At 49.4% G+C, this 25,862-nt stretch carries 25 protein-coding genes and 2 pseudogenes; 10 read left to right on the top strand and 17 right to left on the bottom strand.

The window, feature by feature from the left end; all coding sequences use genetic code 11:
* Positions 1 to 12: 12 nt before the first annotated feature.
* Entirely contained in the window at positions 13 to 672 is a 660-nt protein-coding gene (locus SK3146_RS18995; protein ID WP_249860299.1) for a DUF4391 domain-containing protein, read from the bottom strand.
* Entirely contained in the window at positions 669 to 3,923 is a 3,255-nt protein-coding gene (locus SK3146_RS18990; protein WP_249860298.1) for a helicase-related protein, read from the bottom strand. The genes SK3146_RS18995 and SK3146_RS18990 overlap by 4 nt, the downstream gene beginning before the upstream one ends.
* A 200-nt stretch (positions 3,924 to 4,123) precedes the next feature.
* Here SK3146_RS18990 and SK3146_RS18985 point away from each other — a divergent pair, with 200 nt between their 5' ends.
* Positions 4,124 to 4,528, top strand: coding sequence for a 23S rRNA (pseudouridine(1915)-N(3))-methyltransferase RlmH (locus SK3146_RS18985; RefSeq protein ID WP_249860297.1), 405 nt, complete (start codon positions 4,124 to 4,126; stop codon positions 4,526 to 4,528).
* Positions 4,529 to 4,833: 305 nt separating this feature from the next.
* On the opposite strand, the gene SK3146_RS18980 is transcribed toward SK3146_RS18985, so the two are convergent.
* Both SK3146_RS18980 and SK3146_RS18975 read right to left on the bottom strand, forming a co-directional pair.
* Positions 4,834 to 5,508 (bottom strand): hypothetical protein, encoded by a 675-nt coding sequence (locus SK3146_RS18980; protein WP_249860296.1) that lies wholly within the window; start codon positions 5,506 to 5,508, stop codon positions 4,834 to 4,836.
* A 23-nt stretch (positions 5,509 to 5,531) separates the two neighbouring features.
* On the bottom strand, positions 5,532 to 7,271 hold the full coding sequence (locus SK3146_RS18975; protein ID WP_249860295.1) for an S-layer homology domain-containing protein: 1,740 nt from the start codon (positions 7,269 to 7,271) through the stop codon (positions 5,532 to 5,534).
* A 171-nt stretch (positions 7,272 to 7,442) separates the two neighbouring features.
* Between SK3146_RS18975 and SK3146_RS18970 the strand changes: the two genes are divergently transcribed.
* The 5 genes from SK3146_RS18970 to radC all read left to right on the top strand — a co-directional run bounded on the left by SK3146_RS18970 (position 7,443) and on the right by radC (position 9,589).
* On the top strand, positions 7,443 to 7,808 hold the full coding sequence (locus SK3146_RS18970; RefSeq protein WP_249860294.1) for a helix-turn-helix domain-containing protein: 366 nt from the start codon (positions 7,443 to 7,445) through the stop codon (positions 7,806 to 7,808).
* A gap of 307 nt (positions 7,809 to 8,115) precedes the next feature.
* A complete protein-coding gene (locus tag SK3146_RS18965) occupies positions 8,116 to 8,334 on the top strand; it encodes a hypothetical protein (RefSeq protein WP_249860293.1) in 219 nt (72 codons plus the stop codon).
* 30 nt (positions 8,335 to 8,364) lie between these two features.
* Positions 8,365 to 8,544 (top strand): hypothetical protein, encoded by a 180-nt coding sequence (locus SK3146_RS18960; RefSeq protein WP_249860292.1) that lies wholly within the window; start codon positions 8,365 to 8,367, stop codon positions 8,542 to 8,544.
* A gap of 136 nt (positions 8,545 to 8,680) precedes the next feature.
* The gene (locus SK3146_RS18955) at positions 8,681 to 8,860 is read left to right on the top strand and encodes a hypothetical protein (protein WP_249860291.1); all 180 of its coding nucleotides are present in this window, start codon (positions 8,681 to 8,683) and stop codon (positions 8,858 to 8,860) included.
* 111 nt (positions 8,861 to 8,971) lie between these two features.
* Positions 8,972 to 9,589 (top strand): RadC family protein, encoded by a 618-nt coding sequence (gene radC, locus SK3146_RS18950; RefSeq protein ID WP_249860290.1) that lies wholly within the window; start codon positions 8,972 to 8,974, stop codon positions 9,587 to 9,589.
* 266 nt (positions 9,590 to 9,855) lie between these two features.
* On the opposite strand, the pseudogene SK3146_RS18945 reads toward radC, so the two are convergent.
* The 3 genes and pseudogenes from SK3146_RS18945 to SK3146_RS18935 all read right to left on the bottom strand — a co-directional run bounded on the left by SK3146_RS18945 (position 9,856) and on the right by SK3146_RS18935 (position 11,980).
* Positions 9,856 to 10,619: pseudogene (locus tag SK3146_RS18945) on the bottom strand (IS5 family transposase).
* 50 nt (positions 10,620 to 10,669) lie between these two features.
* Positions 10,670 to 11,731 carry a hypothetical protein gene (locus tag SK3146_RS18940; protein ID WP_249860289.1) on the bottom strand — a complete coding sequence of 354 codons (1,062 nt, stop codon included), beginning with the start codon at positions 11,729 to 11,731 and terminating at the stop codon, positions 10,670 to 10,672.
* 87 nt (positions 11,732 to 11,818) lie between these two features.
* The gene (locus tag SK3146_RS18935; protein WP_249860288.1) at positions 11,819 to 11,980 is read right to left on the bottom strand and encodes a hypothetical protein; all 162 of its coding nucleotides are present in this window, start codon (positions 11,978 to 11,980) and stop codon (positions 11,819 to 11,821) included.
* A gap of 102 nt (positions 11,981 to 12,082) precedes the next feature.
* Here SK3146_RS18935 and SK3146_RS18930 point away from each other — a divergent pair, with 102 nt between their 5' ends.
* Complete coding sequence (locus SK3146_RS18930; protein WP_162944339.1) at positions 12,083 to 12,790, top strand: helix-turn-helix domain-containing protein; 708 nt, start codon at positions 12,083 to 12,085, stop codon at positions 12,788 to 12,790.
* Positions 12,753 to 13,766 (top strand): annotated as a pseudogene (locus SK3146_RS18925) (recombinase family protein); the annotation flags it as partial. The gene SK3146_RS18930 and the pseudogene SK3146_RS18925, both read left to right, overlap by 38 nt.
* A gap of 684 nt (positions 13,767 to 14,450) precedes the next feature.
* Here the strand turns inward: SK3146_RS18925 and rlmH are convergent.
* The 3 genes from rlmH to SK3146_RS18910 form a co-directional block, all read right to left on the bottom strand.
* On the bottom strand, positions 14,451 to 14,930 hold the full coding sequence (gene rlmH / locus SK3146_RS18920) for a 23S rRNA (pseudouridine(1915)-N(3))-methyltransferase RlmH (protein WP_249866363.1): 480 nt from the start codon (positions 14,928 to 14,930) through the stop codon (positions 14,451 to 14,453).
* A 146-nt stretch (positions 14,931 to 15,076) separates the two neighbouring features.
* Positions 15,077 to 15,244: a CxxH/CxxC protein gene (locus tag SK3146_RS18915; protein WP_249860287.1), complete on the bottom strand. Its 168-nt coding sequence runs from the start codon at positions 15,242 to 15,244 to the stop codon at positions 15,077 to 15,079.
* Positions 15,245 to 15,280: 36 nt separating this feature from the next.
* Positions 15,281 to 16,501 carry a S1C family serine protease gene (locus SK3146_RS18910; RefSeq protein WP_249860286.1) on the bottom strand — a complete coding sequence of 407 codons (1,221 nt, stop codon included), beginning with the start codon at positions 16,499 to 16,501 and terminating at the stop codon, positions 15,281 to 15,283.
* A gap of 402 nt (positions 16,502 to 16,903) precedes the next feature.
* Here SK3146_RS18910 and SK3146_RS18905 point away from each other — a divergent pair, with 402 nt between their 5' ends.
* Entirely contained in the window at positions 16,904 to 17,083 is a 180-nt protein-coding gene (locus SK3146_RS18905; RefSeq protein WP_249860285.1) for a nitrile hydratase subunit alpha, read from the top strand.
* Here the strand turns inward: SK3146_RS18905 and SK3146_RS18900 are convergent.
* From SK3146_RS18900 to SK3146_RS18875, 6 genes are all read right to left on the bottom strand, one after another.
* Positions 17,080 to 17,883 (bottom strand): MBL fold metallo-hydrolase, encoded by an 804-nt coding sequence (locus SK3146_RS18900; RefSeq protein WP_249860284.1) that lies wholly within the window; start codon positions 17,881 to 17,883, stop codon positions 17,080 to 17,082. The genes SK3146_RS18905 and SK3146_RS18900 overlap by 4 nt on opposite strands.
* 40 nt (positions 17,884 to 17,923) lie before the next feature.
* Positions 17,924 to 18,670, bottom strand: a complete 747-nt coding sequence (gene yycI, locus SK3146_RS18895) for a two-component system regulatory protein YycI (RefSeq protein ID WP_249860283.1) — start codon at positions 18,668 to 18,670, stop codon at positions 17,924 to 17,926.
* Between the two features lie 60 nt (positions 18,671 to 18,730).
* The gene (locus SK3146_RS18890; protein WP_249860282.1) at positions 18,731 to 20,011 is read right to left on the bottom strand and encodes a YycH family regulatory protein; all 1,281 of its coding nucleotides are present in this window, start codon (positions 20,009 to 20,011) and stop codon (positions 18,731 to 18,733) included.
* Entirely contained in the window at positions 20,008 to 21,777 is a 1,770-nt protein-coding gene (gene walK, locus SK3146_RS18885; RefSeq protein WP_434006902.1) for a cell wall metabolism sensor histidine kinase WalK, read from the bottom strand. The genes SK3146_RS18890 and walK overlap by 4 nt, the downstream gene beginning before the upstream one ends.
* Before the next feature lie 87 nt (positions 21,778 to 21,864).
* The gene (yycF, locus tag SK3146_RS18880; RefSeq protein WP_249860280.1) at positions 21,865 to 22,581 is read right to left on the bottom strand and encodes a response regulator YycF; all 717 of its coding nucleotides are present in this window, start codon (positions 22,579 to 22,581) and stop codon (positions 21,865 to 21,867) included.
* A gap of 226 nt (positions 22,582 to 22,807) precedes the next feature.
* Positions 22,808 to 24,346 (bottom strand): peptidoglycan DD-metalloendopeptidase family protein, encoded by a 1,539-nt coding sequence (locus tag SK3146_RS18875; protein ID WP_249860279.1) that lies wholly within the window; start codon positions 24,344 to 24,346, stop codon positions 22,808 to 22,810.
* A gap of 207 nt (positions 24,347 to 24,553) precedes the next feature.
* Between SK3146_RS18875 and SK3146_RS18870 the strand changes: the two genes are divergently transcribed.
* Entirely contained in the window at positions 24,554 to 24,817 is a 264-nt protein-coding gene (locus SK3146_RS18870) for a hypothetical protein (protein ID WP_249860278.1), read from the top strand.
* Positions 24,818 to 25,052: 235 nt separating this feature from the next.
* On the opposite strand, the gene SK3146_RS18865 is transcribed toward SK3146_RS18870, so the two are convergent.
* The gene (locus tag SK3146_RS18865; protein WP_249860277.1) at positions 25,053 to 25,859 is read right to left on the bottom strand and encodes a hypothetical protein; all 807 of its coding nucleotides are present in this window, start codon (positions 25,857 to 25,859) and stop codon (positions 25,053 to 25,055) included.
* Between the last annotated feature and the right edge of the window lie 3 nt (positions 25,860 to 25,862).

The following is a 25,862-nucleotide window of genomic DNA, read 5'->3' as shown; positions in this document are numbered from 1 at the left end:
ACCTCCAGTTACTTAGTCGTTGAGAAGCTGATTCAATTCTTTGCGTTTACGTTGCAGTTCCATATTCAATTCGACCTTGCGATTGAACTGCTTTTCGCCGCGAATCTTGGCTTCTAGTCGCTGGCATTCTTGTGTCAGCTTATCTATGCGAGCTTGTCGTTCCAGAATGACTGTAAGTTCCATTTCCGGCTTCGAGCTAATCGGTAGAAGTTGACGAATGATGTTCTCGTAGACAGCTTTTAGATCAAGTCCTTGAATGATGTCCAGCTTCAATTCTTCTACAGGCTGCCATTCTGATTCATGATAGGAACGTACAACGGAGCGGTTATCATCGGTCTGATTCCGCTCCTTGTAGGCGATTGCGAGCTTTGCCTGATCTTCATATATAATGACGTGCAGTATGGGGTAAGGAATCGCCTTGTCGATGCTCCGCAACAAATCAAGTGAGTAGGTTCGCTCTTTCAAGTGAACCTCAAACACCTGAATTTCCTCAATGTCATCTTTCGGTTCGAGACGAATCGTCTCTTTGGATAGTTTGTGCTTCCAGATGATCGACTCGACTTGCTCGGTAAACAGTTCCTTTAGATGTTGATTGGCGTGAAGCTTCTCATAGAACTTATTTTTCGGTATTTTGCGATTCACAAGTGTGCTTGATGGTAGCTTGAACATCATGCATCCACCTGCCGAATAACGACAAAGGTAATGAGTTCAAAGTCTTCAAGCCCTTTGACCGAATCAATTAAAGCCGTTGTGCCGCCCGAACTGAACAAGCTATCCAGATCGCCTTCTTCTTTAACCTGTACAATAGAGCGGATCGCTTCCTCAAGCAGCATGGAATAGGCATCCATCTTCCTGCCGTCTTTTGTCGCTTGATTGAAGCTGCGACATGCCTCCAAGACAGGTTCAGATTGTCCTCTGCACAGGGCTCGCAGAGCATCGAGTGTCTTCTTGACATCCATATGATTGGTGACGACTTCACCATCGTCACTCAAGTAGACCAGGTAGAAAGGATGCAATCGATTCTGCTTGTCCGGGTTCAATTCTTCATTCACATTGCGAAGAACGAAAATGACGCCGGGCTGTACTCCTTTATCTTCATCAGCAGATACAACGGCATGCAGTCCGCTTGGAACGGTATCGAGTTCGCCATTCTCTTTAACATAGTTCACCAAATCCATGCGGAAATCATTAAGACCTAAATCCGTTATGGATACACCCGTATTCATGTCGTCCAGATCGACGACTTCCTTCTGCAAGCGATTAAGCTGCTGCTTCCGGTATTCCAGATCGCTGGACTGATTGAACAGGACGTTGTCGTCGCCGGTTGCCGTCATATCCATGATGACCATGCGGTTCTCGACCCGTTCTTTCAACTGAATGTACTCGTCCAGCGTCATGTTGGGCCAGAAATTCACGAGTTGAATGGATTTGTTTTGCGAGCCGATCCGATCCACTCGTCCAAACCGCTGGATGATTCGTACCGGATTCCAGTGAATATCATAATTGATGAGAAAGTCGCAATCCTGCAAGTTTTGCCCCTCGGAGATGCAATCGGACGCAATGAGCAGATCGATTTCGCCATCGACATCAGGCATGGTCAGCTTCTTCTCCTTGGATCGCGGGGAGAAGCAGGTGAGTAATGTACTGATGTCATTCCGAAGTCCGGCGGTATTCTTGTTCTCATCGCTGCCGACAATTTTGGCGGTATCGATGTTGTATTTAGACTTCATGTACGCAGATAGATGGTTGTACAAATACGCCGCGGTATCCGTGAATGCACTAAAGATGATCACTTTACGATTGCCTGGATTGATAGGCTGTCTGATTTTATCATCGATGACATGTTTCAAAGCATTCAGCTTCTCGTCATGTTCGGGCGATACTTTCTGCATCTCTTCATGAAGAGCAGATAGAATGTGGTGATCGCTCATCAAATCTTCTTTCCATCGAAGCACATCCATATCGGATAGATTGATCTTGATGGTATCCCCGATGGTAAAATCATCATCCAACCAATCGTCATCATCGAGACTGGTATCTTCAATCTCGGTGTATCCAACCGCATCTGATTTTCCGCTTCGCTGATAAGCCTCAATTCTCTCCAATGTCTGACCGAGCTTGGATATCATCTTGGATAGCGTCAACCGGAAAGATTCCACGGAACTCTCTAACCGTTTGAGTAAATTGATCCGCATCAGGAGCTGCAAGCTGCCTTCCCGGTCCAATTGCTTGAAGCTCCCACTGCCGCCTTTTACACTCGTATCGTACATTTCTTCATACAGTCGCAAGCGACTCGGTTGAATGTACTTGAACGGAGCATAAATACCGAGGTTGATTCTGGACAACTCCATAAAAATATCATTATAGCCGATGACATCCGTTCTGTCTGTCAGATTGCAGAACTTGGATAAAGGCGGCAATCGCTTAGGAAATTCGCCGATCTCCTCCGCCTTGTAATACTTCTGAATGTGCTTACGGGAGCGAGCGATGGTCAGACTGTCTAGCAGTTCGAAGAAATCAAAGTCAAGCATACCTAGCAGCGTCTCCGTCGTCCGTTCAGCGGCATCCAGCTTAGACCATTGATTAAAAGCAGACTGAGCTCGTTTGAAGATGTCGTTGATGCCCCGCTCCGTGCCCAGCTTGTTGTTGATCTCTTCGGGATTCCCCTCATACGCCAGAGCAAGCTGATTACGAAGATCCATGAACTTGTTATTCACCGGGGTTGCCGACAACATCAGCACTTTCGTTTTTACACCGCTCTTGAGCACTTTCCGCATCAGCTTCTGATACCTGGTCTCTTTGTCCTTCTTCGCTTCGTTATTACGGAAGTTGTGCGATTCGTCGATGACGAGCAGGTCATAATTGCCCCAGTTCAATCTGTCGAGCGGAATATCATTAGACTTGCCTCTCTCACGAGAAATGTCTGTGTGATAGAGTACATCGTATCGCAGACGATCAGCGTACAAGATGTTGTTGGTCACGTTCTGTTTGTACGTGAGCCAGTTATCGCCAAGCTTCTTCGGACATAGCAGTAAGACCGACTTGTTGCGAAGCTCGTAATACTTGATAATGCCAAGAGCGGTGAATGTTTTCCCAAGCCCGACGCTGTCTGCAAGGATGCAGCCATTGTATTTCTCAAGCTTGTTAATGGCACCGAGCACCGCATCTTTCTGAAAGTGATAGAGCCGCTTCCAGATTTCCGTTTCTTTGAAGCCAGTTGCTTCGTTTGGCAGTATATCTTCAGTGATATCTGACAAGAATTCATTAAAGATGTTGTACAGAATGACGTAGTATATAAACTCAGGGGAGTTTTCTTTATAGACGGATGAGATGTGTTCAGCTACTTGATTCGTCACATCTTCAAGCTTACTTTTGTCGTTCCATACCTGATTGAACAAGTCCAAGTACATTTTGGTGAATGGAGCTTCAGTGAATTTGTTGACCATCTTGGACAGAGCATTGCCTTTCTCATAACCCAGATCAACAGTCGTAAAGCCATCCATCGGCATGTACGTTGTTGTACTATCGGATGCTTGCAAGTTCAACATTCCTTGCATAGCACCAGAAGTGCGGTTAGACTTGAAAGTAACCTTCTGACGTATCCAGTCGCCGCATTCTTTTGCAATTGATTTTAGTGTCATTTCGTTCCTTAGCCGTAGCTCAAACTCTGTTCCGTACAAACTCTTCTCGCGGCTCCGCTTAGGTATGTAAAACTCGCGTTTTTCCTTGGTAAAGCTATCCGCAACAAATGCAGGCGAAGTGAAGATGAAGCGTACTTCATCCACTTGATTCAACTCTTTGATTAATGCTTCGTAGGCATATATTGAAAAGCATGATGCTGCTATGGACAGCTTTGATCCTTTTTTAATGGAGTGTTTTAAATCGTCCCCCAATAGCATATCTATATTATTGATGACCTCCATAGTTTCACCTCTTGTAGTTGGACATCTATCTTTAGTGCAATTCGACATCATCACTGATTATTCCTGTATAAATAGGATTATCCAGTTTGTCTACAATACTGGTCGTCTCTTATCATATCAAATCCTCATAGTACACGAATTACTCAACTCAAATCTAAATGCTAAGATAACATAGATAACATATAGAATGAGGTCTTAATATGAAACTAACAATATACACACTCAACGAAAAAGTAGAGAAATTTTACCTTGAAGCTATAAAAGAATATGAAAAACGGTTAGGCCGATACTGTACGATTAAATGGATTCATCTCAAAAGGGACGATCAGCTTGAGAAAAAACTTCTTGGCGACAGTAGCTATAAAATACTTTTGACCAACACCGAGGAATCGCTGTCGTCAGAGGAGCTTGCAGGGAAAATTAACGATCTAGGAGTTTCGGGGAACTCGGATGTCTCCATTATTATTGGCTCAGAAATCGCTCAATACGATGAGAAGCTGACGCTGAGTAAAATGGAGATGGATACAGGACTTAAAACGACTGTTCTGATTGAACAGCTTTATCGAGCCTTCCGCATCATCCACAATCATCCTTACCATAAATAACCGACTCTAGGAAAAATAAAGAGAGCAGCCGATGTCACAGCTTGCTCTCTATCATGCACTTATCCTCCCGCCTGCCGGCGACCAGCTAATACGAAGACCGGTACAATAGACCTTTTCATCTGCGTCTTACCATATTTCGATTATGGTTCTTTATCACTCCGAATAAGCCCTTTCTAGCTTTCTTCCCAGCAGATCGGCCTTCTGATTGGGATTCTCCTATTATGATGTCACGGCAGCTCCTCAACCATTCTTCTTGTCTTCTTATTAAGAAACAACTTCTACGTTTTGTAACATTGGACAACACTTTATGCACTTTCCTCGAACTTATGATTGCAAAAACGGCATATCTTCGCTTTCGCCTTCACAACCTCCGCACATTGAGGGCATTCTTTAGTGTCGTCGTTGCTGTTGTTGTATTGCTTGAGCGTTTCAACCTCGCTGGTTATCAGCTCCTGTTGATTAAGCATATGCTGCTCATAAGTCCTCTTGGTTTCAGCTATCAGGGTCTCGTATTGATTGTGTTCCAGGATGATTTCATCTCTCAAAGCATCTATTTCTGCTCTGAGTGCATTTTTCTTCACTTCTGCTTCCTGTTGCCGCTGCTTGGCTTGTTTAATCATCGCCCTGGCTTTTCGCTTCCATCCAACGCCAAACAGGAAGACGACAATCCCAATAACAGCAACGCCAACTACAGCAGGAAGGAAATCACGTAAAGCTTCTTCATCAACAAGCCCGCCTATTACGCTGAAGAGAAAAACAAGGGTGCCGACAGCTTTAGCCAGTGAACCGAAAAAGCTTAGCAGACCGCCGCCAACTTCGCTTCCTAACGCTACGGTTTTATACTGTTCGTATTCCTTCTCCAATCCCTTGAGTTTGGCTTTCATCGGCACTGTCTTGAGATTCAAATCCTTCTCAAGCTGCTCCATCTTCATCTTGAAGGCGTCAGAGGTGTTAATTGTTCTTATAAACTGCTGCTGCATACGCTCGCTCAATCCTCCTGTATCTACAGATTGATCCGTCGAATCGAATGGTTTCCGGCATCGAATAGAATGATGTTCCCTGCTTTATCAAAGGCCATCTCATTTATAGACTCAATAGGATTGCCATCGTTATATATCAAATCGGTGCCGCGAACAAAATAGTTCAGATTGCCTGCTGAATCCATCTCATATATGGTATCTCCGCTCGAAAAGTAAAACTTGCCGTTATACGATGTGATGGACTCAATTTCAAATGTGTTGATCGTCTTGATCGCTTTAATCTTTCTTGGGAAAAGTTGAATAGCGTTCAGCGTCCGCGTTCCGGCATCCAGAATATAAATTGCCTGATCATTGTATACAATTGCTGATTTTCTGCTAAAGGCACTGCTGCTCCCTTCTTTAGTGCTGGCGATGATTTTGCTCTGCTCTCCCTTTTTGGCCTGCAAAATATAGCTATCAAGCACTTTATTGTTGTCGTCGCGGGATACGATGCCATACAACACTTCATCTTCACGGATGGCCTGTACAAAGCTGAGATAGCTTTGGTATCCAAATCCATCGTCGCTTCCATACGCAAACAGATCAACAGAGGGCTGCACCTGATGCAAGCGTGTATCCGCAGTTGCAGAGAAGTTGCCTCCTGAGAGATAGATTGATCCAACAAGCACCTTATCTGCCTGATAATTGTACGCCAGCAGTTGCTGCTTCCGGTTCTCCTTGTCATTCAGAGGATAAAAATCATCAGGCTTGTTGTCGCTCGTATTCAACGTGCTGACAGTGCCATTAGCAGAAGTGAATTTGCGAATGCTTTTGTTCTGGCTATTCAGGAAATAAATATTGTCTGATTTATCAAGCACCATACTGTCGATATAATTTATCCTCGCCTGTGAGACAGGGCCATCTGTATTCCCGGCTCCAGTGCCTCCTACCAGAGTATCAACAGTGAATTTGTCGGACTGCACCGGCTTCTCAGAAGGAACTGGCGTGCTTGGTGTTTGATTGTTCAACGAAGGCGTTGGTGATGGTGACACTGGCGTAGTTATATCCATACTTCCCCCTCCGACGTCCTTGTTATCGTTTCCGTACTGATAAGCTCTCCAGAGAAGCACAGCAGCCTCGGCACGAGTAACTGTCGCCTGAGGGCGGAAAGTCTCATCCTGATAGCCGGACACCAAACCATTCTCGATAGCGATGGCAACGTAGTCCTTGGCCGATTCAGAAATTCCCTTATAATCCTTGAACATTGCTTCTAGTGTACTGTGGTCAGGCAGACGGCTTGCATCATACCCTTTCAATTTGACCAACGCTACAGTGATATCTTCCCTGAGTGCAGGCTGGCCGGGTTTAAAAACATACTGACCGTTCGCTGTCCGATATCCTGTCATATAATCCTTTACAGCTTCAACAAACGGGGATGCCCAGTTGGTCGCAGGAACGTCGGCGAAGGATGAGTAATTTACTTTCTTCGCGTCAATGCCCGAAGCTGTAATCATGATCTTGGCGAATTCAGCCCGTGTAATCGTATTGTTCGGCCGGAACTTGCCGTCAGGGTATCCGCTGATGACCTTGCGATTTACCATCTCCGATATGTATTGATAAGCCCAGTTCGTTTGAGGCAGATCGGAAAAGGTTACGGTTTGCTGTATTGCTTCTGCATTCTGCCACTCCTCGCCATAGGAAGGTAAATCGGCAAACACAGTGGTTGCGATACTTGAAAATGATAATATAAACGCTGCAATGCTAAAAACAAGCTTTCTCATCATGCTTTGTATCCTCCTGTACATTTGTTTGATGCATCTATCATCTATAGATTTCATCAGGAATATTTTACAATAACAGATTCAAAAGGTCACTTATAAATGTACTTAGTATGAACTTTAGTGGTGTTATGCTGATCATTCAACTCCTCTACGCTTTACTGTAGAGGTGATATCATGTCAGAGTTTGTGAAGCTGGTAGGCGAGAAAATCAGGCTTGTCCGAAAAGCACAGGGAATAACTCAGGAGAAGCTTTCGGAGATGTCCGGATTAAGCGAAAAGTATCTATCGGATACAGAGCGAGGAGTACGCAATATCTCGTTGGAATCTTTGGAGAAAATAATGCAGGCGTTGAAGATCAAACCTCATGAGCTGTTTCTTTTTGCAGATACAGAAGAAGCCGGAGCAGATAAGCAGCAACTGATTGAAATGTTCCAGCCTCTACTCGCTGATCGCAATGTTGATGAAATTCAGTTTCTGCTTAGAATTGCCCAGGATTTTGTGGGTACATTCGAGAAGTCGGACAACCATTATGCAGACTGAAAATACATAAATTTTCCCGAGGTACCACACCTTAATATAGCAATGGGGCGGTCTACCGTTTCATGCCCGACCCCTATTTCCAAGGGCTGCTTTCTACTGTTATACAGTAGATCGCAGTCCTTTTTTTGTGCCCATATAAACTGCTGCTTATGGCTTCATTACTGAAGATCATTTTACGCACACCGCCACAAAACAGCAGCATACGCAAATTTGCCCCCTCAATCGACGAGAGGGCTATTTGTCGTTGCCTGACAGAGAAAAACATCATCGGCTGTGAGATGACGCCGGAGAAAGGAGAGGAATGCAGATGGTAATCAAGCAAGGCTTACCTGTGGAGATGGAAGAGTTGCTGAAGCAGTTGGTCATGAATGGAGGCATCCGTATGGCCGGAACAGTGCTGTTTGTATATTGCCGACGGATGTATCAGGTGGACGAAGACACTGCCGCTCGCTGGATGATTGCCTATTTTCGCCGCGAGTTTCCACAGCAGTTGCAGCGGTACCAAGAGCGTATCGCCAAGGCATAGCCCATTTTACTTAGAGAGGAAGATCGTACGATGAATTACATGGCATTCAAGGACAACGACTCCAAAGAGTATTTAGGATTTTGCGAACAGAAAGGATTCATCTACAGTGTGCAGTTGGCTAAGGGGAGATATGCAGTTGTTGCACTCCAAAACGGGCGGGCGACGGTATTGATTCAATTCATTGCTCAGCCACAGGAAACGCAGAAGTGAGTCTACTTGGCACCATACTTTGGAAATGGAGTTGCACCCATTCCCGATCTTATATTTATAAGAATCATGCAGATGGCCGCATCGTCAGAAGACGACAGCAGGCTATTTTTTATTGCCTTGAAAGGAGGTGAAATGCGTGAAAAAGATTAATCATCTAATGACTCGGAAGGCCAGTCTGATGAGGGCGATGCAGACAATGGACAACGATGCTGATTTCGATACTGAAGACGGCAGAAGGTACGCTCAGGCTCTTGTGAAGCTCGTCCTGATTCAGATGCAGATTGAGGAAACAGAAAAAGAAGCCGCCCGCATATGAGGCGACTCAAAAAAATAACCTTGTAATCATCATACCGAACAACATCATATCACGCAACGGGAGAAGTGGAATGCGGCTTCTCCTTTTTTGCGTTTACAGGAGGAAGCAACCATGAACCATTGGAATGAACTGAGTACGATTAAATCGCTGCTGGGTGATGCCCTCGCCGAAAAGCCCGGCTCCTATATCGTTGATGAGATTTTTAACCGCTTCCCCTCCATACGGGAGCTTGCCAACGCCACAGAGCAGGAACTGTTGTCTATTAAAGGAATCGGCAAGGTTAAGGCACGGCAGATTGTCGCCGCTATGCAGTTGGCACAACGTTTCAGCAAGCCATCCTGCAGTCAGCCGCGATTCATCCGCAAGCCGCAGGATGCCGCCGATTTATTAATGCAGGAGATGCGTTATCTTCAGCAGGAGCAATTTGTTACGCTGTTTCTGAATACGAAGAATCACGTTATCGGACAGCCAGAGACACTCTCCATCGGTTCTTTAAACGCTGCAATCGTTCATCCTGCTGTGGTATTTCGTGCTGCCGTCAAACGTTCATCTGCATCCATTGTGGTCTGCCATAATCATCCCAGCGGCGACCCGACTCCATCCCCCGAGGACATCCAGATAACGAAGCGGTTATCCGATGCTGGCGACGTTATTGGCGTAGACGTATTGGATCATATCATCATTGGCGACGGCATCTTTGTCAGCTTGAAAGAACGTGGATTAATGTAGCTTGCTACTGTGAAACCTCAAGCAAGGGACAGGGCCGCTCGCTGACGCTCGCGGCCCGACATCGCGTTGTAGATAGACCACCCCTCCGCCCCTGAGGGGAACGCAAGGACTACTGCCCTTGCATCCCGTCACTCGCCGTGCGGCGTCCCTTGGCTGACGCCAAGGAACCTGCACAGTGTCGGATATGAAAGACGCCTATCAAGCCTGTAATGAACTCGCTGTCGCTCGGGCTTGACAGGCTGCTGCCCTAGAGCCTGTCTTCAAACTTAAGCCATCCATATCATAATCGAAACTAATGTCAAAAAAGCCTTGAACGTACAGGCTAATTTCTCAAACCGTGTAGCAATGCGACGATAATGCTTAATTTTATTAAAAAAACATTCTACCCCGTGGCGTTCTTTGTAAAGCCACCAGTCGCAATCTCGCTGAACACGGCGAGACTTTTTACTGGGAATCACGGGATTGGCTTGTTGACCCTGTAGAAGATCAAGGATTGCATTCGTATCGTATCCTCGATCCGCCAAGACATTGGTTCCAGTAAGTTCCATGGACTTCAGCATTTCGTAGCCCGTCATACAATCATGACTTTGTCCGCCGGTGAGTTCAAAACGCAAAGGGTTACCCAGTGCGTCTACGATGGCGTGGATCTTGGTCGTGAGTCCGCCTCTGGATCGCCCGATGGCTTGAAATTGCTGCCCCCTTTTGCCCCGGCTCCATGCTGATGAACGCGAACGATGGTTGCATCGATCATCACATTCTCGAAGTCGGGTTCTATCGAAACATGCTCTAAAATCTGCTCCCACACCCCAGACATTTGCCAGCGGCGAAATCGGGTGTATACGGTTTTCCAGGAACCATAATACTCCGGTAAATCGCGCCAAGGCGCGCCGGTTCTTGCAATCCACAGCATGGCATTCAACATCGTCCGATTGTCTTTTGCTGGCCTTCCGCCTTGCTTTTTTCGCTCGGAGGGCAGCAAGTCTTTAATAATTTCCCATTGTTCGTCGTGTATTTCGTATCGTCTTCTCATACCCTGATTCTACCATTATTTTTACTTGATTAATAGTTTGAAGACAGACTCTAGTATAGGGATACAACTTGCTTTGAGAAACAGCTGCTTCTTGTGGAACTGTATGCCTTGTTATAACCAGTCAAAGAGGCTATTGGCTTGTACTCCGAAAATATTGGACTCACTTTCAAATCGGTTGCATATCTTTTATCATGGTTATTCCAACTCTTTTCGACAGTATCCAAGTTCATTTTCTTTATCTTTAAGATCGGCGATGTAGATAGCCAGATATCTAAATCAGTTTTAAAAGCTTCAAGCAGGTTTATTTTGGGATTTTTAAAAGCTTCATGGCTCCTCAGTTTCCTTTTTTCTTGAGTACTTAAAGACATATATGCTGCCTGAAAGGTGCCATATTTCTTTATTCTGCGGATGATTTTATCCCGGCCACTAAATCTCCCGGTATCAACTACCAGCATATTCTTTAATGCGTCAGCTCGATCATCGAACATAAATTGGAATACCTTTAGTCTTGCGTTCTTGTCTCTTATCTTTCTCGTTTTCTCAACCCGAGTCCATGTGATATCAGAAGTCCCCTGTTCTTCTGCCTTATCATAATTTTTTACCTGTTGACCTTTGCTCTTGCCATATAAAAAGGTCTGGTCTAGCATCATATAGTTTGTCGGCGGCTTCTTTTGATATCCTACGAAAAGGCACTTCGATAGTTCTTCTGAGGTTACCGTATGGAGATAATCAACCTTGTCGTCGCTTTTTACTACGTATGCAAAATGATGGCTACCTATGATGAAGTCAATTATTTTAAGCACTGCGGCAGGAGTGAGCCTGTGTTTCCATGGATTTAGCATGATTGAAGTTGTCGCCGCTTTAGGGTTCATCTGCTTCCACTGCACACTGAAAAGCTCGTATACCAACCTATATCTGTAATGCGTTTCGTCGTCTTCAGTTTGATACATTGCAGGCTTTATGGTATCGAGAAACTCCTGCGATGGTAGCTCCTCAGAACAAATTATCAACTTATCATAAGGGCATGAAAAACTATCATCAGCTATGATATCCTTTAAAGCTTGGACTGTGTTCAATAGCTCTGATACTTTTCGCTTATTATACAAATACATGAGAATTCACTCCAATATCAAGAGGCCCCAAGTCCAGACGTAGCAAGGGATTGAGGCCTCTTGCTTGTCATTCTTGTACACCCGTTGTTAGAGCCGATAAACCTGTTCTTTAATCTCAGCTTCCACAAGCAAAGCCAGCTTTCTTAGGAATTGCTCCTCAGCCCTGTGCTGATCCTCTTGCAATTCAACAATGCTTTTGTCTAACTCATCGGGAAGCTCAGCACCACAAACATGGTCCTTCATATTCATTTAAACACCACCATTTATATTTGTCTAAGTAAATATATTTGCCTATTATCATATCAACACATATAATTGGTGTAAAGAAAAATTAGAAAGGGGATGCCGACCATGGCCTCCAGACCGATAACTACATTTGAATTTCTAAAGCTTAAGGAAAGCACTCTTGGTGAGCGTATCCGCTTTTTCCGTGAAGAAGTCGGCAAACTCAATGCAAAAAGCGATTATACAACGAAAGCGATCAGTGAGAGGTTGGGAGTGACACCGCAATCTATTACCGCCGTTGAACGCGGAGATTCAAAAAATCCTTCATATCAGCTTGTTTATGGATTAACCAAGGAATTAAACATTTCGCTGGATGTTCTGAATGATGATTTTTATAGGGGTGAAATAAAGACATTCACAATTGGCTGTTCAGAATTAAAACCTGCTTCTCAACAATCTTCATCTGCTGAACGCCAATCCGATTTGCCATCGGACTTTCATTTCGGATGCTACATTTATCAGCTCTTTCCGAACGGCAGAATGCGGTTTATTTACAATAAGGATACTGTCAACACAGTAGATCACAAGACCTTTATTGACTGCCTGGCCCGTTTTATTGCCGAAGTCGAAATGCACAGTCGTTCAGGAGATTTATTTGATGATGCTATTGCAGACCATCCTTCACCACTGCATCATGCTATTGAATTATTTAAGGCCTCTATTGAACATCCAAATGTATTCCCTCTGTTCCCAATAAAGGACTGGAATCAACTTTACAACGATTTTCTGAGCAAATATGAGCAACAGGAGGACAAGCAGGATGAGCAAGCTTAAAGCGGTCATATACGCACGTGTGAGTACAGAAGAGCAAGCCAAGGAGGGCTTTAGTATCGCCGCACAGATCGCAGAACTGGAGAAATATGCAGGGCTGAACAATCTTGAGATTGTGGAGCGATATATTGACGAGGGAGCCAGCGGTAAAAGTATCAAAGGAAGATCGCAACTCATTAAACTGCTGAAGGATGCCGAGCAGCAAAAATTCCAGATCGTTATGCTGTATAAGCTGGACAGACTTGCCCGCAAGTTGCGTGATCAATTGGAAATCAGTGATACGCTGGTCAATTCCAATATCAAACTGGTCAGCTTGAAGGAGAACTTCGATACATCAACACCTACTGGCATGATGACCTTTCAGATGTTTGGCATGATTGCAGAATTGGAACGAAGCAATATCATCGAGCGAGGGAAGCTTGGACAACAGCAGCGGGCACGCGAAGGAAAATACAATGGCGGCGTTGTTCTCGGCTATAACAACATCAACAAGGAACTTGTGGTGAATGAATCCGAGGCTATCATCGTCAAGAAGATATTTGAATACGCCGACCAAGGTTTGGGGCTGAAGGCAATCACGCGACGGCTCAATGAAGCCGGATACCGTTCCAAGCAGGGCAAGCCCTTCTCTACCAACGGCATCAAAACGATCCTGAACAATCCGATCTACATCGGCAAGATTCGCTACAATCAGGTTGAGAACTGGTCTGAAAAACGACGCAAAGGAAAGAACCCCAACTTCATTCTGACAGACGGCATCCATGAGCCAATCATTGCGAAGGAACTATGGGATAGAGTCCACTCGGCGATTCAGAAACGCTCCTACAAGCCTTCACGCTCGTATACGCCGTACATTCTTAGCGGAATATTGAAATGTCCCGCTTGCGGCCACGGCATGGTTCCTGCACGTTCCAAGGGAGGCAGTGGAGAGCAATATCGTTATTACGTCTGCGGGCAGTTTCATAATAAAGGGGCGAGTGTATGCCGCTCCAACATGATCAAGGCTGAATACGCTGAGCAGCAAGTGATGGATGAGTTGCATCGTATCGTAGCAAAGCCATACATTTTGAGAAAGCTTGTTGACCACATAAATCAGCAACGATCAAATGCAGAGTTGCCCCTGCTAGATGAAAAGAAGGTGGTTGAGCAGCAAATTGCCAAGATACAAAGAAAGCTTAAAAGTTTGAAAGAAGGCATTATGAACGACCCTGACTTGGCTGATATCTTCAAGCCCGATCTGCTGGCGACTCAATCCGAGCTGCATTCACTTCAAAAACGCTTGGATGAAATTGCAGTCAGTGAAGCACAGTACGATAACAAGCCTGTCGATTATGACTCTCTGCATAACTTGCTCGCAAAGGTACAGGATGCTTTAAATCACGCCGACAAGGATGAGCAGAAAGCCTTGCTCCGGCTCCTCATTCAGAGCATTCACATATCCAAGGACAAACCCTCCAGAAGGGAAAGCCGCCACATAGAACGAATCATTCTGCACTTCGACTTTGCTATCGAATCGCTTCATAGCGACACGGCAGAGCTTGTAAGACGCATGGCGAAATACTCTGAATCCATTGCTCCTATTCATCCATCGGCCTTGGATTATATGAACAACTTAACAGAAATCAGCTACGGGGACTTGATGGAGTCCCTTTCTATTTTACCCTTAAAGGCGATACGGTTCCCCCCGCATAATCTTAAACGCGCGGTACACCTGCTCCACCAGCACCAGCCGCATAAGCTGATGCGGCAGAGTCATGCGCCCGAACGACAGCTTCAGTTCGGCGCGCGCCAGCACCGCGGGGGCCAGCCCCAGCGAGCCCCCGATGACGAAGGCCACGTGGCTGCGCCCGTACGTGGCCAGGCCCTCCACATGCCGCGCGAGCTCCTCGCTCGAGAGCGGCTTGCCGTCGATAGCGAGCGCCACGACGTAGGCGTCGCTCTTGATCTGCGCGAGGATGCGTTCGCCCTCGCGCTGGCGCACGAGCGCCTCCTCCGCGGCGCTCATCGTCTCCGGTGCCCGCTCGTCGGGCACCTCGCTGATCTGCACCTTGGCGTACGGGCCAAGGCGCTTGACGTACTCGGCGATGCCCTGCACGAGATAAGATTCCTTCAGCTTGCCTACGGCAACAATCTGGATTTGCATAATGCAACAACATCCTTTCATCCTGCTTTTTCTTTTGCTTTTTCTTCATGCAGCCGCACAGCCGCAGCCTACCTGCGTTTCCCCCATAAAAAAAGAAGGCCCTCGTCCCAACGCGGGCACGAGCGGCCTTCTTCCTTCGCTTCCGGCTATACGACCAGGAATCTCGCCCGTTCCATACAGCGCTCGCAATGAGCCGGCGGCTCCCATGCCGGGAAGCTGGTTTTCTCTAAATCGACAATATCCGGCGCATCCTCGTATTCGTCGACGAATTGATCGATCGCCAGTTCCAGATGTTCTTTGCAGACTACATACATAATGAGACCCCGCTTTTTTCTATTTGCTCTCGCATATTACTTGTCGGGCACCTCTCCCATTGTCAGGGCGACGGTCGCTTTCTTGCCGCCGCGGTAATAGGTGACGTTGATTTTATCTCCGACCTTCTTTTGACTATAAATATATTTGCGCAGCTCCAAGGTGCTGTCGACCGGCTTGCCGTCGAGCTCGACGATGACGTCGTTCGTTTTGAGACCAGCGTCTTTGGACGGCCCTGTCGCGTCTATAACAATAATACCAGTCTTTACACCCGCAGGCAGCTTTAATACTTCCGTTCCTTTAAAAGATTGCAAATTTTGCGTCACCACGCCCATATAAGGGCGCTTGATCTTATGATCCTTGATCAGCGCTTCGATGACCGGCTTGGCCGAGTTGATCGGAATGGCGAAGCCGAGCCCTTCGACGCCCATATCGGCGACCTTCAGCGTATTGATGCCGACCACCTTGCCGTCGAGGCTGACGAGGGCGCCTCCGCTGTTGCCCTGGTTAATCGCCGCATCGGTCTGGATGACGTCCATTTCCCAGTCATAGTCGCCCTGCTGGCTTAAGGAGACCGGAATCGTCCGCTTCGGCCAGCTAATAATGCCCTTCGTAATCGTCGGGGCGAAGCCGAGTCCGAGCGGATTGCCTACCGCGATGGCCGCCTCCCCAGGCTTCAATGCGTCCGAATCGCCGAACTCGGCGATCTGCTTGATCCCGCTCCCGTCGATCTCCAGCACCGCCAGATCGGTCATCTGATCGCGGCCGATCAGCTCCGCCTTTTTGTGCTCTCCGGTCGCCGTAACGACCTCCAGCTGGCTGAAGCCCTCCACCACATGGTTGTTCGTGACGATGCGGATCGTACTTCCCGATTTCTGGAACATAATGCCGGAGCCGAGACCTACCGCCCCGCGGACCGCCTCCTTATCGCTGTCCTTGTTGGAGGCGATGATGCTGATAACGGTCGGCCCTACCTTCTCCGCAGCGTAGACGGCCGAATCTCCGGCCAGCCCTTGCGCGTCAACGGCTCCTCCCGCTGCCGCAGCAGCCGCCGTTAGCGAAGCCGGCTGTGCAGAGTGATGTCCCCAACCGCCGAACAGCAGCACGAGTACGAGCATCGCGGCGGCTCCGCCTGCGGCGGGCAGCACCCAAGGAGCGAGCTTCATCCCCTTCATCCGCCGTCCAGCCGCTCCCCGGGCAGACCAGCCTTCCCAACGGGACACCTTCGTGGAATAAAAATCATCGTCGAACAGACTCATCGCTCTCCCGCTCCCTTCTCTGCCAAGCAGAGTCCCCATTGAATTCTGGTCCCGTCGTCAAAGTAACACTTGAGATTCGCATCAGGCTAAACTAGCAATCTCCAAAACTTTTTTTAGAAACAGGAATGTTTTCCCGCTTGAAAGACTAGACTAAGAGTAGAACGAAAAGAAGATCAACCGGCTCCAGCGTCTTGGTTTCATTTGCGATCCGCCCTGACACACGGCTCCTCCGAACGAAGGAGCTTCGCTGCTGCACACGAACGTACAGCCCGCAGCAGGCAGGCTCAAACCAGTCGGCGGTATAGTATAGAAGAGCCCTTGTCTGATACAGACGGCCGGTCACAACCCATTCATTCTCATATGGAAAGGATGCTGCAATCTATGAACCGCATTTCCTCGCATTTGGAGCAAGTAGATTGGATCGGCAAGCTAGCCGATTTGAAACTCGCGCATTACCAGAATTCGCTGATCGTCAGCGCGCTCATCGAAGTGCTTGTAGAGAAAGGCATCATTACCGCGCAGGATATCGCCGCGATGTCGGAGCAATTGGACGCGGCCTTCACTCCGGAATCGGGGCTCTAATCTTCATCCAGCCGATCCCAATCCGTGGCCCGGTCGTAATATGTATCCATAAGCCGGGCGCGGTAATCGTCGGGCGCCAGCCTTTCCTCTACCATATTATTCACGGTCAGCCTGGCCAAATCCATGATGTTATGATCCCGGCTCAAATGCGCCAAGTACACCCGCTTCGTCTTTTCCGTCATTACATCGACAAGGCCGATGCCCGCGGCTTCATTCGACAAATGGCCGAGATCGCTGAGGATGCGCCGCTTAATGTTCCACGGATATTTCCCCATCCGCAGCATCTCGATGTCATGATTCGATTCCAGCACCAGCACGTCGCTGTTCTGGATTTTCTCCTTGACTTTAGCGCTCATATAGCCCAGATCGGTAGCCAGCGCCAGCTTCTCATCCCCATGATAGAAGCAGTAGCCGACCGGCTCGGCCGCATCGTGGGAAATGCCGTACGACTCCACCTGCAGCGAGCCGAAATTGCGAACCTCGCCGGTTTCCATAATACATCGCTTATCTTCGGCGATTTCCCCGATATGCCGGTTCAGCTCTTCCCACGTTTTTTCGTTGGCATAGACCGGCAGATCGTATTTGCGGGCGACCGCTCCCAGCCCTTTAATATGATCCGCATGCTCGTGTGTAACCAGAATCGCGTCGAGCTCCCGCGGGTCCATCTCTTTTTCCTTTAACAGCTGATCGATCTTTTTGGCGCTGAGTCCGGCGTCGATAAGCACCTTGCCTTCATCCGTCGCCACCACCATCGCATTCCCCGTCGATCCGCTGGCCAATACGGTAAATCGAATTCCCATACCATTAAACTCCCATCCTGTAAACCTGACAACCGCGCCGCTACCGCTTGTTGCGCTGCGGCGGGTCCACCGCTCCGTTCAAAGCGTGCACATAATAAATATCGTCTTCCCCGTTGCCTATCGTGACGCGCCAATAAGGCACCATAAACATCGTCTGCGAATTAAATACTTGACCGTGATAACCAAGCTTGATGCTGGTGACGACCGTCCCGCTCGGGAAATAATTCTCGATCAGACTGCGCAGCACCATATAGGGAGAAATGACCTTCTGCTCCTTCTGATCGCTCTCCGGCTTCACCTCGGCATACCCCTGCCTATACCCTACGATCATCCCGTCCTGCTCCTTCAGCTCCAGCCTGACCTCGAACATCGGCAGCGAGCCGTACAGCTGGTGGAAGACATAGGTGCCGTTCGTGCTCAGAATCGGATCATACTGATACTTATCCATATTCGGAATGCCTGTCTTAGGAGCGGTTTCCCTTGCCCCGCTCCGGCTTAGCAGCGGGCTGTACTTAAACGGCGTCTCCAGCGGAATCAGCTGGTTCGATGTATATTTATCGTCGAAATTAACGACGATTTCCTTCAGCTTCGGGACATCCTTCGGAATCTCCGTGGAAATCTGAATGTTCTTGCTCTTGATCAGCTTCTGAATCTCTTCGGCCGCACTTGCCGTATTGGCGTCGAACTCCAGCAGATCCGACCGGGTCGTCCACAGCTGGTAGCCGAGCACCATATTCAGCAGAAAAAACGAAAGAATCAGAATCGTCTTCGCCCGGCCCCAGTCCATGGGCATCCTCCTTCACACCGTTGTCCGCGCCTGAGTCCGTTTGCCTTACTCCGCCCGCAGCTATTCCAAAAACTCATACGTACCGTCCCTCAGTTCCACCGTCCATACCGGCACCAGCTCCATCGTCTTATCGAATATCGTCGGCCGATAGCCGGGGAACACCGAGATGACGGCGTTTTTCTTCGCATATTGAGCAAGCTTCGCATCGAGCTCTTCGCCGGCGATTAGCGTCGCGTCTCTGCTCCTTACCCCCGCCGGATCGGGAATGATCATGGACCGCTCATAGCGGGAGACGACGCCTTTTTGCAGCGACATCTTAATAAATCCGATATTGTCGTTATGCTGATTCATCACCGGCAGCGAACCGTAATATTGGCGGAAAATAAACGACTGGCTGACCGGCAGCATCCGCTGAGGCACCTTCTGCACCGCATACTGTCCGTTCCAGCCGCCGTGCTGATTGACGAACTGCACCGCAGAGAGCAGATTATCCTGTACGTCGATTTTGCTGTCTACAGGAGCCACAGGGTCGGAATAGGTTAGCCAGCGCTCGTCGTTCTTCAGCTGCAGCCCCCGCTTGGCGTCGGTATAAATCTCCGTGCCGTCGCGCTCCGACAAGTTCCGTGTGATCGCCGGATCGACGAAGAAGCTTCGCTTCAGCTGATCGACCGTAAACTGCGTGAAATCGAGCGTATAAGCGGGAAAAGAAATCGGCTTTGTCGGCAAATAGTAGCCGTCCGCCGTCTCTTTATACGGAACCGTTCCTTCCAGCGTGATAATCCGTTCGATATCTTTGGCCGAAATATCCGCCTTCTGCACTTCATACACCGTACTGGCCGTATCCGTGAACAGAATCGTTCGCACCTCGTCCTTCGCTTCTCTGGCAACGATCCAAATCCGGGTAATGACATCGTTATCTGCGGGCACTTCGCCCTTCAGCTGCATGACGCGCTGCAGGACGTTGAGCGGAATCCCGTCGCGGAACACGACCTCAAGACCCTGCTGCTTGCCCCGTACTTCCTCCACATTCATGTTGAGGGAGGACACCGTCGTCTTGCGGAAGCCGGACAGCGTTCTCTGCTTCACGCTATCGAGGATTTGATTATAGCCTGCGGTATTCGGATACAGCACGGTATGCACCTGATTGCCCATATGCAAAACGACATGATCCGCGAACAGCAGATCCTCCAGCGAAGCTTGGGAACCCATCGGGTCGGTCTTGACATAATCCTGCTGGACGAGCGGATCGAACTTCGGAGAGCTGTAAGAGAGAAGGTAGCTTTGCAGCAAGCTTAGCGCCACCAACAGCACCAATACGCCGGATTTCAGCTTCTCGATCATAGCGCAACCTCCTCTAGGGTGTACGGAAGCGTGAAGGTAACCTTCGTCCCTTGCCCCCATTCCGACTCCAGCGCAATCGTTCCGCCGTGCGCCCTTACTATTTCCCGGGCAATCGATAGCCCGAGCCCCGTGCCTCCCATACTGCGGGATCGCGCCTTGTCAACGCGGTAAAACCGTTCAAAAATCCGGTTCAAATCTTTCTTCGGAATGCCGATTCCGTTATCTTGAACCGACACCTCAAGCCACTTCGGCTCCGGGCAGCGGGCGCGAATCGCGATGCTTCCGCCGTCCGGCGTATATTTGATCGCATTGGACACGAGATTGTCCAGTACCTGATCGATCCGGTCGCGGTCCAGCATAATCTCTTCCATATCCGGCTCCACCTCGATCGCGATCGCGATTTGGCGGTGCTCCAGCTGGAACGAGAACCGGTCGGCCACCTCATCGAGCATTTCAGCGACATCCGTCACCTCGCGGCTAATAATCGCCTGATTCGAATCGAGGCGGGACAGCTGCAGCAGATCGGTAACGAGCCGGATCATCCGCTCCGTCTCATTGCGCGTTACGTTGACGAATTTGCCGGCCAGCTGAGGCTCCTCCAACGCTCCGTCCTCCAGCGCCTCCAGATAGCTTTTAATCGTCGTCAGCGGGGTTCTCAGCTCGTGTGAGACGTTCGCTACGAACTCCTTGCGCGATTCCTCCAGCTTCTCCTGGTTCGTCACGTCCTGCAGCACGACAATCGTGCTTGCCGAGCCCTTCTCCTTGCTGTACACCGTCGTGAAGGAGACCCGTACGGAGAGCTGCTCCTCATCCGCATCGTGATAAAATTGCAGCATCATTGAAGGGGAAGAGGACTCCCCCGCCTGCAGCTCATTCATCGTCTCCTTCGAGATGCCAAGCACCTCGGGAAGCGGCTTGCCGAGCGTCGTATCCTCATTCACCTGCAGGATCTGCTTCGCCCGCCGGTTAATGACGATCACCTTGCCGTCGTCGTCGGTCGCGATCAATCCGTCGTTCATATTGGTCAGAATCGAAGCCAGCTTCTCCTTCTCTTCCTCATTGAGCGACAAAGCCTCTTTCAATCGCTCCATCATGAAGTTGAACGTCTGCCCCAGCTGTCCGATCTCATCCTTGCCGAGCACGGGCACCTTGTCGTTAAACCGCCCTTCGGCGACGGCCGTCGCCTGGCGGGTAATCGCCTTGATCGGCCCGGTGATCGTCGCCGACAGCACGACCCCCAAGACCATGGTAAGCCCCAGCGCGATGAGCGTCCCGGTAATCAGAAACTGATTGATCCGGTTCATCGTGTTGTACAGTTCTTCCATGGAAGCGATGATGTACACCGCCCCGTTCACCTTAACCCCCGAAGCCACCGGCTTCACGATGATCATCTTGCGGATGCCGTCCAGGTCGGTGAACATTCGCTGATTGTCCTTAATCCCCTGCAGGGCGCGGTTCACTTCCGTCTGCGTGTTCTTCTGCCCGACAATCGACTGGTGGCTCGCCATCGACGTGCTGAGCACGAACCCGTTGGCGTCGATCACCTGAATCTCCGCGCTGCTGTTGGCGAACAGCTTGTTCACCACATCGTTCAAATCGGCGAACGTTTTGCGCGTATCCCCCTGCTTCGATTCCTCGCTGCTCACCGACAAATAAGGCTCGACGAATTGGGTAAGCAACTGCGCCTGGCTGTTATGAGACTCTATGAAATCGTTCTTGAAATAGCTCTCCAGCGTTCGGACGAAGTACACTCCGATCAGCTGCATTGCAATCAGAATCAGCAGTACGTAAATAATGATGATCTTCGCTTGAATCGATTGAAAAAATTGAAAGAAACGAAGTCCTTTCATCTCTTAGAAGCCTCCGCTTTTCGGATTGCGCATCATATAGCCCAACCCTCTGCGGGTCAAGATATACTCCGGACGGCTCGGGTCATCCTCGATCTTTTCTCGCAGCCGGCGGATCGTCACATCCACGGTCCGTACGTCGCCGAAATATTCGAAGCCCCAGACCGCTTGCAACAGATGCTCGCGGGTCATCACTTTGCCGCTGTTTTTGGCCATATACTGAATAAGCTCGAATTCGCGATGCGTCAGATCGAGAGCGACGTCATCCTTGTAGACCAGATACATATCGCTATCGATAAACAGGCTTTGAATCCGGATACCCTGCCTCGCTTCCGGCTCCGTCGGCAGCGGCGTCTGCACCTTCGTATGCCGCCGCAAATGCGCTTTCACGCGGGCGAGCAGCTCCCTGGTGCCGAACGGCTTGGTCACATAATCATCGGCCCCAAGCTCAAGCCCTAGCACCTTGTCGATCTCGTTATCCTTGGCCGTCAGCATAATGATCGGCGTGTTGAGCTTGCTCCGCACTTCCCTGCATACATCCATTCCGTCCTTCACGGGAAGCATCAAATCGAGCAGGATCAGATCGGGGTCTTCCTTGAAAGCCAGATCGACCGCCGCGCCTCCGTCATACGCGCAGATGACTTCATGGCCTTCCTTTTCCAAATTGAATTTCAATATATCCGCAATCGGTTGTTCATCATCGACAACGAGTATTTTCGCCATCCTGTTCGATCACCGCCTTAGAAAAAAACTGAATCGCTCGGGTTTATCCACTTTCTCACAATACTTACATCTATCTTACCACACCTCGATGCAAAAAGAGACATGGGCCAGCAGCTTTCCTGCTTCTTCCATGCCTCTTTATATGCTGTTCCGCGATCTTGCCCGGACGAAGCAACCTTTTCCCCTCGGGCTGCGTCTATGCTAGTAAGAAAGATATGAATAAGTGCTATTTATTCAAATATTTCAGAGGATTTTGCGGCGAATCGTTTTGCTGCACCTCGAAATGCAGATGGATGCCCGTTGAGTCGCCTGTGCTGCCCATATAACCGATTTTTTCGCCCTTCTCGACGATTTTCCCGACGCTCGTATAGATTTGGCTTAAATGGCCGTACAGCGTCTTATACCCGTTCATATGGTCGATAATGATGCAGTTGCCGTAGCCGCTCTTGACGCCAGCAAAAATAACCTTGCCGTTATCCGACGCCATAATGTTTTTGTTCGAAGATGTCAGGTCGACTCCTTTATGGAATACGCCCCAGCGGGTGCCGAACGTGCTCGTAATGGTTGACGATGCCACCGGCCATGCGAATTTGCCTGTTCCTTCTCCCTTGATGACCTTGGTTCCCTTGCGGACGATCGCTTTGACCGGCTCTTGAACGACTTCCTCGCTCAATACCGTTTCGTCGGTCATCAGCCCGTTGACCTTCGTCACTTGAATCATCACTTTCTTCAAGCCGTTCTTGCCTTCTTTAATGACTTCATTCGTACCTGCCCGCATCGTATCATCGGTCTGGTATTCAGTCTCATATTGAATTTCCTGGGATTCGGCCACCTTCTCGACCGTGCGGACGGCCAGCTTCGGCTGCAGCACCGTTAAATCGAGCTCTTGACCGACCTTGATCATGTCGTCGCTGATCGTCGGATTGTTTTGATAAATGACCTGCTTCGGAATGTCCAGCTTCTGGGCGATGCAGGATACGCAATCGCCTTTCTCCACCGTATATTTGGTCGGCGTCACGTCGCCGGTCTCCAATTTCTGCTTCAGCTCGTCGGGACTCATCACATCTTGCGGTTGAATCTCGATTTCTTTCAACTCTACCTTTTGCACGAACTCTACCTTCTGCAATTCTACTTCCGAAGGCGCGCTAGCCGGAGAGGCCGATAGAATACGCACCTTGCCCGCATCCTTCTTCTTCTCCAGCACCGAATTCTTAATATCCTCAAGCAGCTTGTCCGCTGTTTGTTCGTCCCTCAGCACGCCCATCGGCTTGCCGTCAACGAGCAGCTCCGTGCCTACTGGCGTAGCTGTTATAGCACCGGCTACGCGGTCTAGCACCTGCTGATCGTTCGTCTTCTCCATGAAAACCCTTTCAACCTGATATGTGACCTCAGGCTCCAGAACCTTCATCCGCACCGCCGTATTGGAAGACGCCAGCTCTTTGGATTTCGTCTGCTTCAATTCTTCCACTTCGGAGGTATCCTCAACCGTGCCTACCTCTTGCCCGTTGATTGCTACATGATATATGTTTTTCATACCCGCATGAACAAGGCTATTCCCGCCCCACACAACGGCGGATACGACGCCCAATACGGATACGGCTTTGATCACGGTCCATTTATGTAAACGAAGATCACTATAAAATTTTCCGGTTAAAGGCTGCTGCTTCTGTTCGCTCTTAGCTTCTTCGACTGCCGGCTTGGCGGCCACGTTTCTCCATTGGAATTGGGACAGCTTCAGCTTGGATTGCTCCATCTTCTCTTTCATCCAATTCCTTCCTTTGAAAACTGTCATGTTCTACTCCTTTTAAGTCGTTTTCTACGAAAAATACATAAAAACACCTAAAATAGGGACACTAACCATGTAAGTCGACTCCATTTATCAATTTACCACAACTAGACTTCTTCTTTCAACATAATTCACTGTCTTGGAGTCGGAATCAATGGTTTGGTGTCGGGGGTGTGAAGTTAAACTATGGAAAACATAACGGCATTTTTCAAAAATCGGTCGAATCTGGACGAGGCAGCCCATACGTTGCGCGAGCAGGGGGCGATCGATATCCGGATTCATCCGGACAGCGAAGCCGGGTCTTCGGCTTATTTGACGCCGCTGACCCAATCCGCCCTGACGGAGGATGAGAGCGCGAACGGCCACGGATATGTCCTGCAAGTCGTCGTCGAGTCTTCCCGCTCCAGGCAAGCGGAGGATACATTGGCCAAGTTCGGAGGACAGCTCTAAAAGCCCGGTGAAAAAGCGAGCTTCGCTAAGCGATAGCAATCTGGAGAAAAACAGGCAGCCTGCGGTCGATCGGGGGCTACCGCTCGCCGTTGCGGCCGGATGTTGACGATTGGAGCTCCTCAAGCGACGAATATCCGCCTCTTGCTGCCTTACCCTATTCATGAATTGAACGGCAAAAAAGCTCCGGACACTGTATCGTGCCCGGAGCTTTCTTCTTGCCGCAGAACCGAAGCCTTTAGTTCGCTTTAATCATCGCGATAAGCTGGGCATATTCATCCGGCTTCAAATACTTCTGCAATATTTCTTCGATCTCTTTCAGCTCGGATGCCGTAATCCCGTCCTCCATAAGCCCGGAAATCGTCTGCATGTCCGCCTGCGGCACCCGGGATACCAGCAGGTTGAAAATCTTGTTCTTATCCGCGCTCGACAGCTGATCTTTCTTCTTCGTGAACTCCTCGCCAGAGACGACGATTCTCTTGCTGTCCTCGGCTGCCGAGGAACCCGCTCCGCTGCCGGCCCCTGCTACCGCTCCGGGACTGATTCCCCCTCCCGTTCCTGCGCCGGCCTCCGGGGTGGACGAATCGCCCCCGCTCTGGTGGCCGAAGACGGCGACAGCATCCTCAGGCGGTTTTTTCGTCGTAGACGAACCGCCGTTGCTGCCGCTGCCGCCTCCCGGCGCAGCTCCGCCCGTGCCTGCTCCGGTTTCTGCGCCGACAGACGGGTCACCCGCTCCCGCTTGATTGCCTGCTCCTGCCACGCTGGAGCTATCCGCGACGCTGCCCAATACCGGACGGTCCGGCTGCGGCTGGGCTCCTTGCTTGTCGCCCAGCGCCGTCCTTCCCTGACCCGACGGCGAACCGCCGCCGAAGCCAAGCTGCTTGCCAAGCTGCCCGACAAACTGCGGCCAAGTCGGCATGGCGCTTGTCGACGATTTCAAATTATATTGTTCCATGATCATATCCGCGTAGGTACTTACCGCCCAGAAGGTGGACGCGATGCAAACGACGGACGTAATCCATGCGCTTAACAGTAATTTGGCCATCCA

Origin of the sequence: Paenibacillus konkukensis (genome assembly GCF_023523925.1) — a bacterium.
GTDB classification, from domain to species: domain Bacteria; phylum Bacillota; class Bacilli; order Paenibacillales; family NBRC-103111; genus Paenibacillus_S; species Paenibacillus_S doosanensis.
The sequence above is the reverse complement of the archived record's forward strand: the minus strand, read 5'-3'. Positions and strand labels throughout refer to the sequence as shown.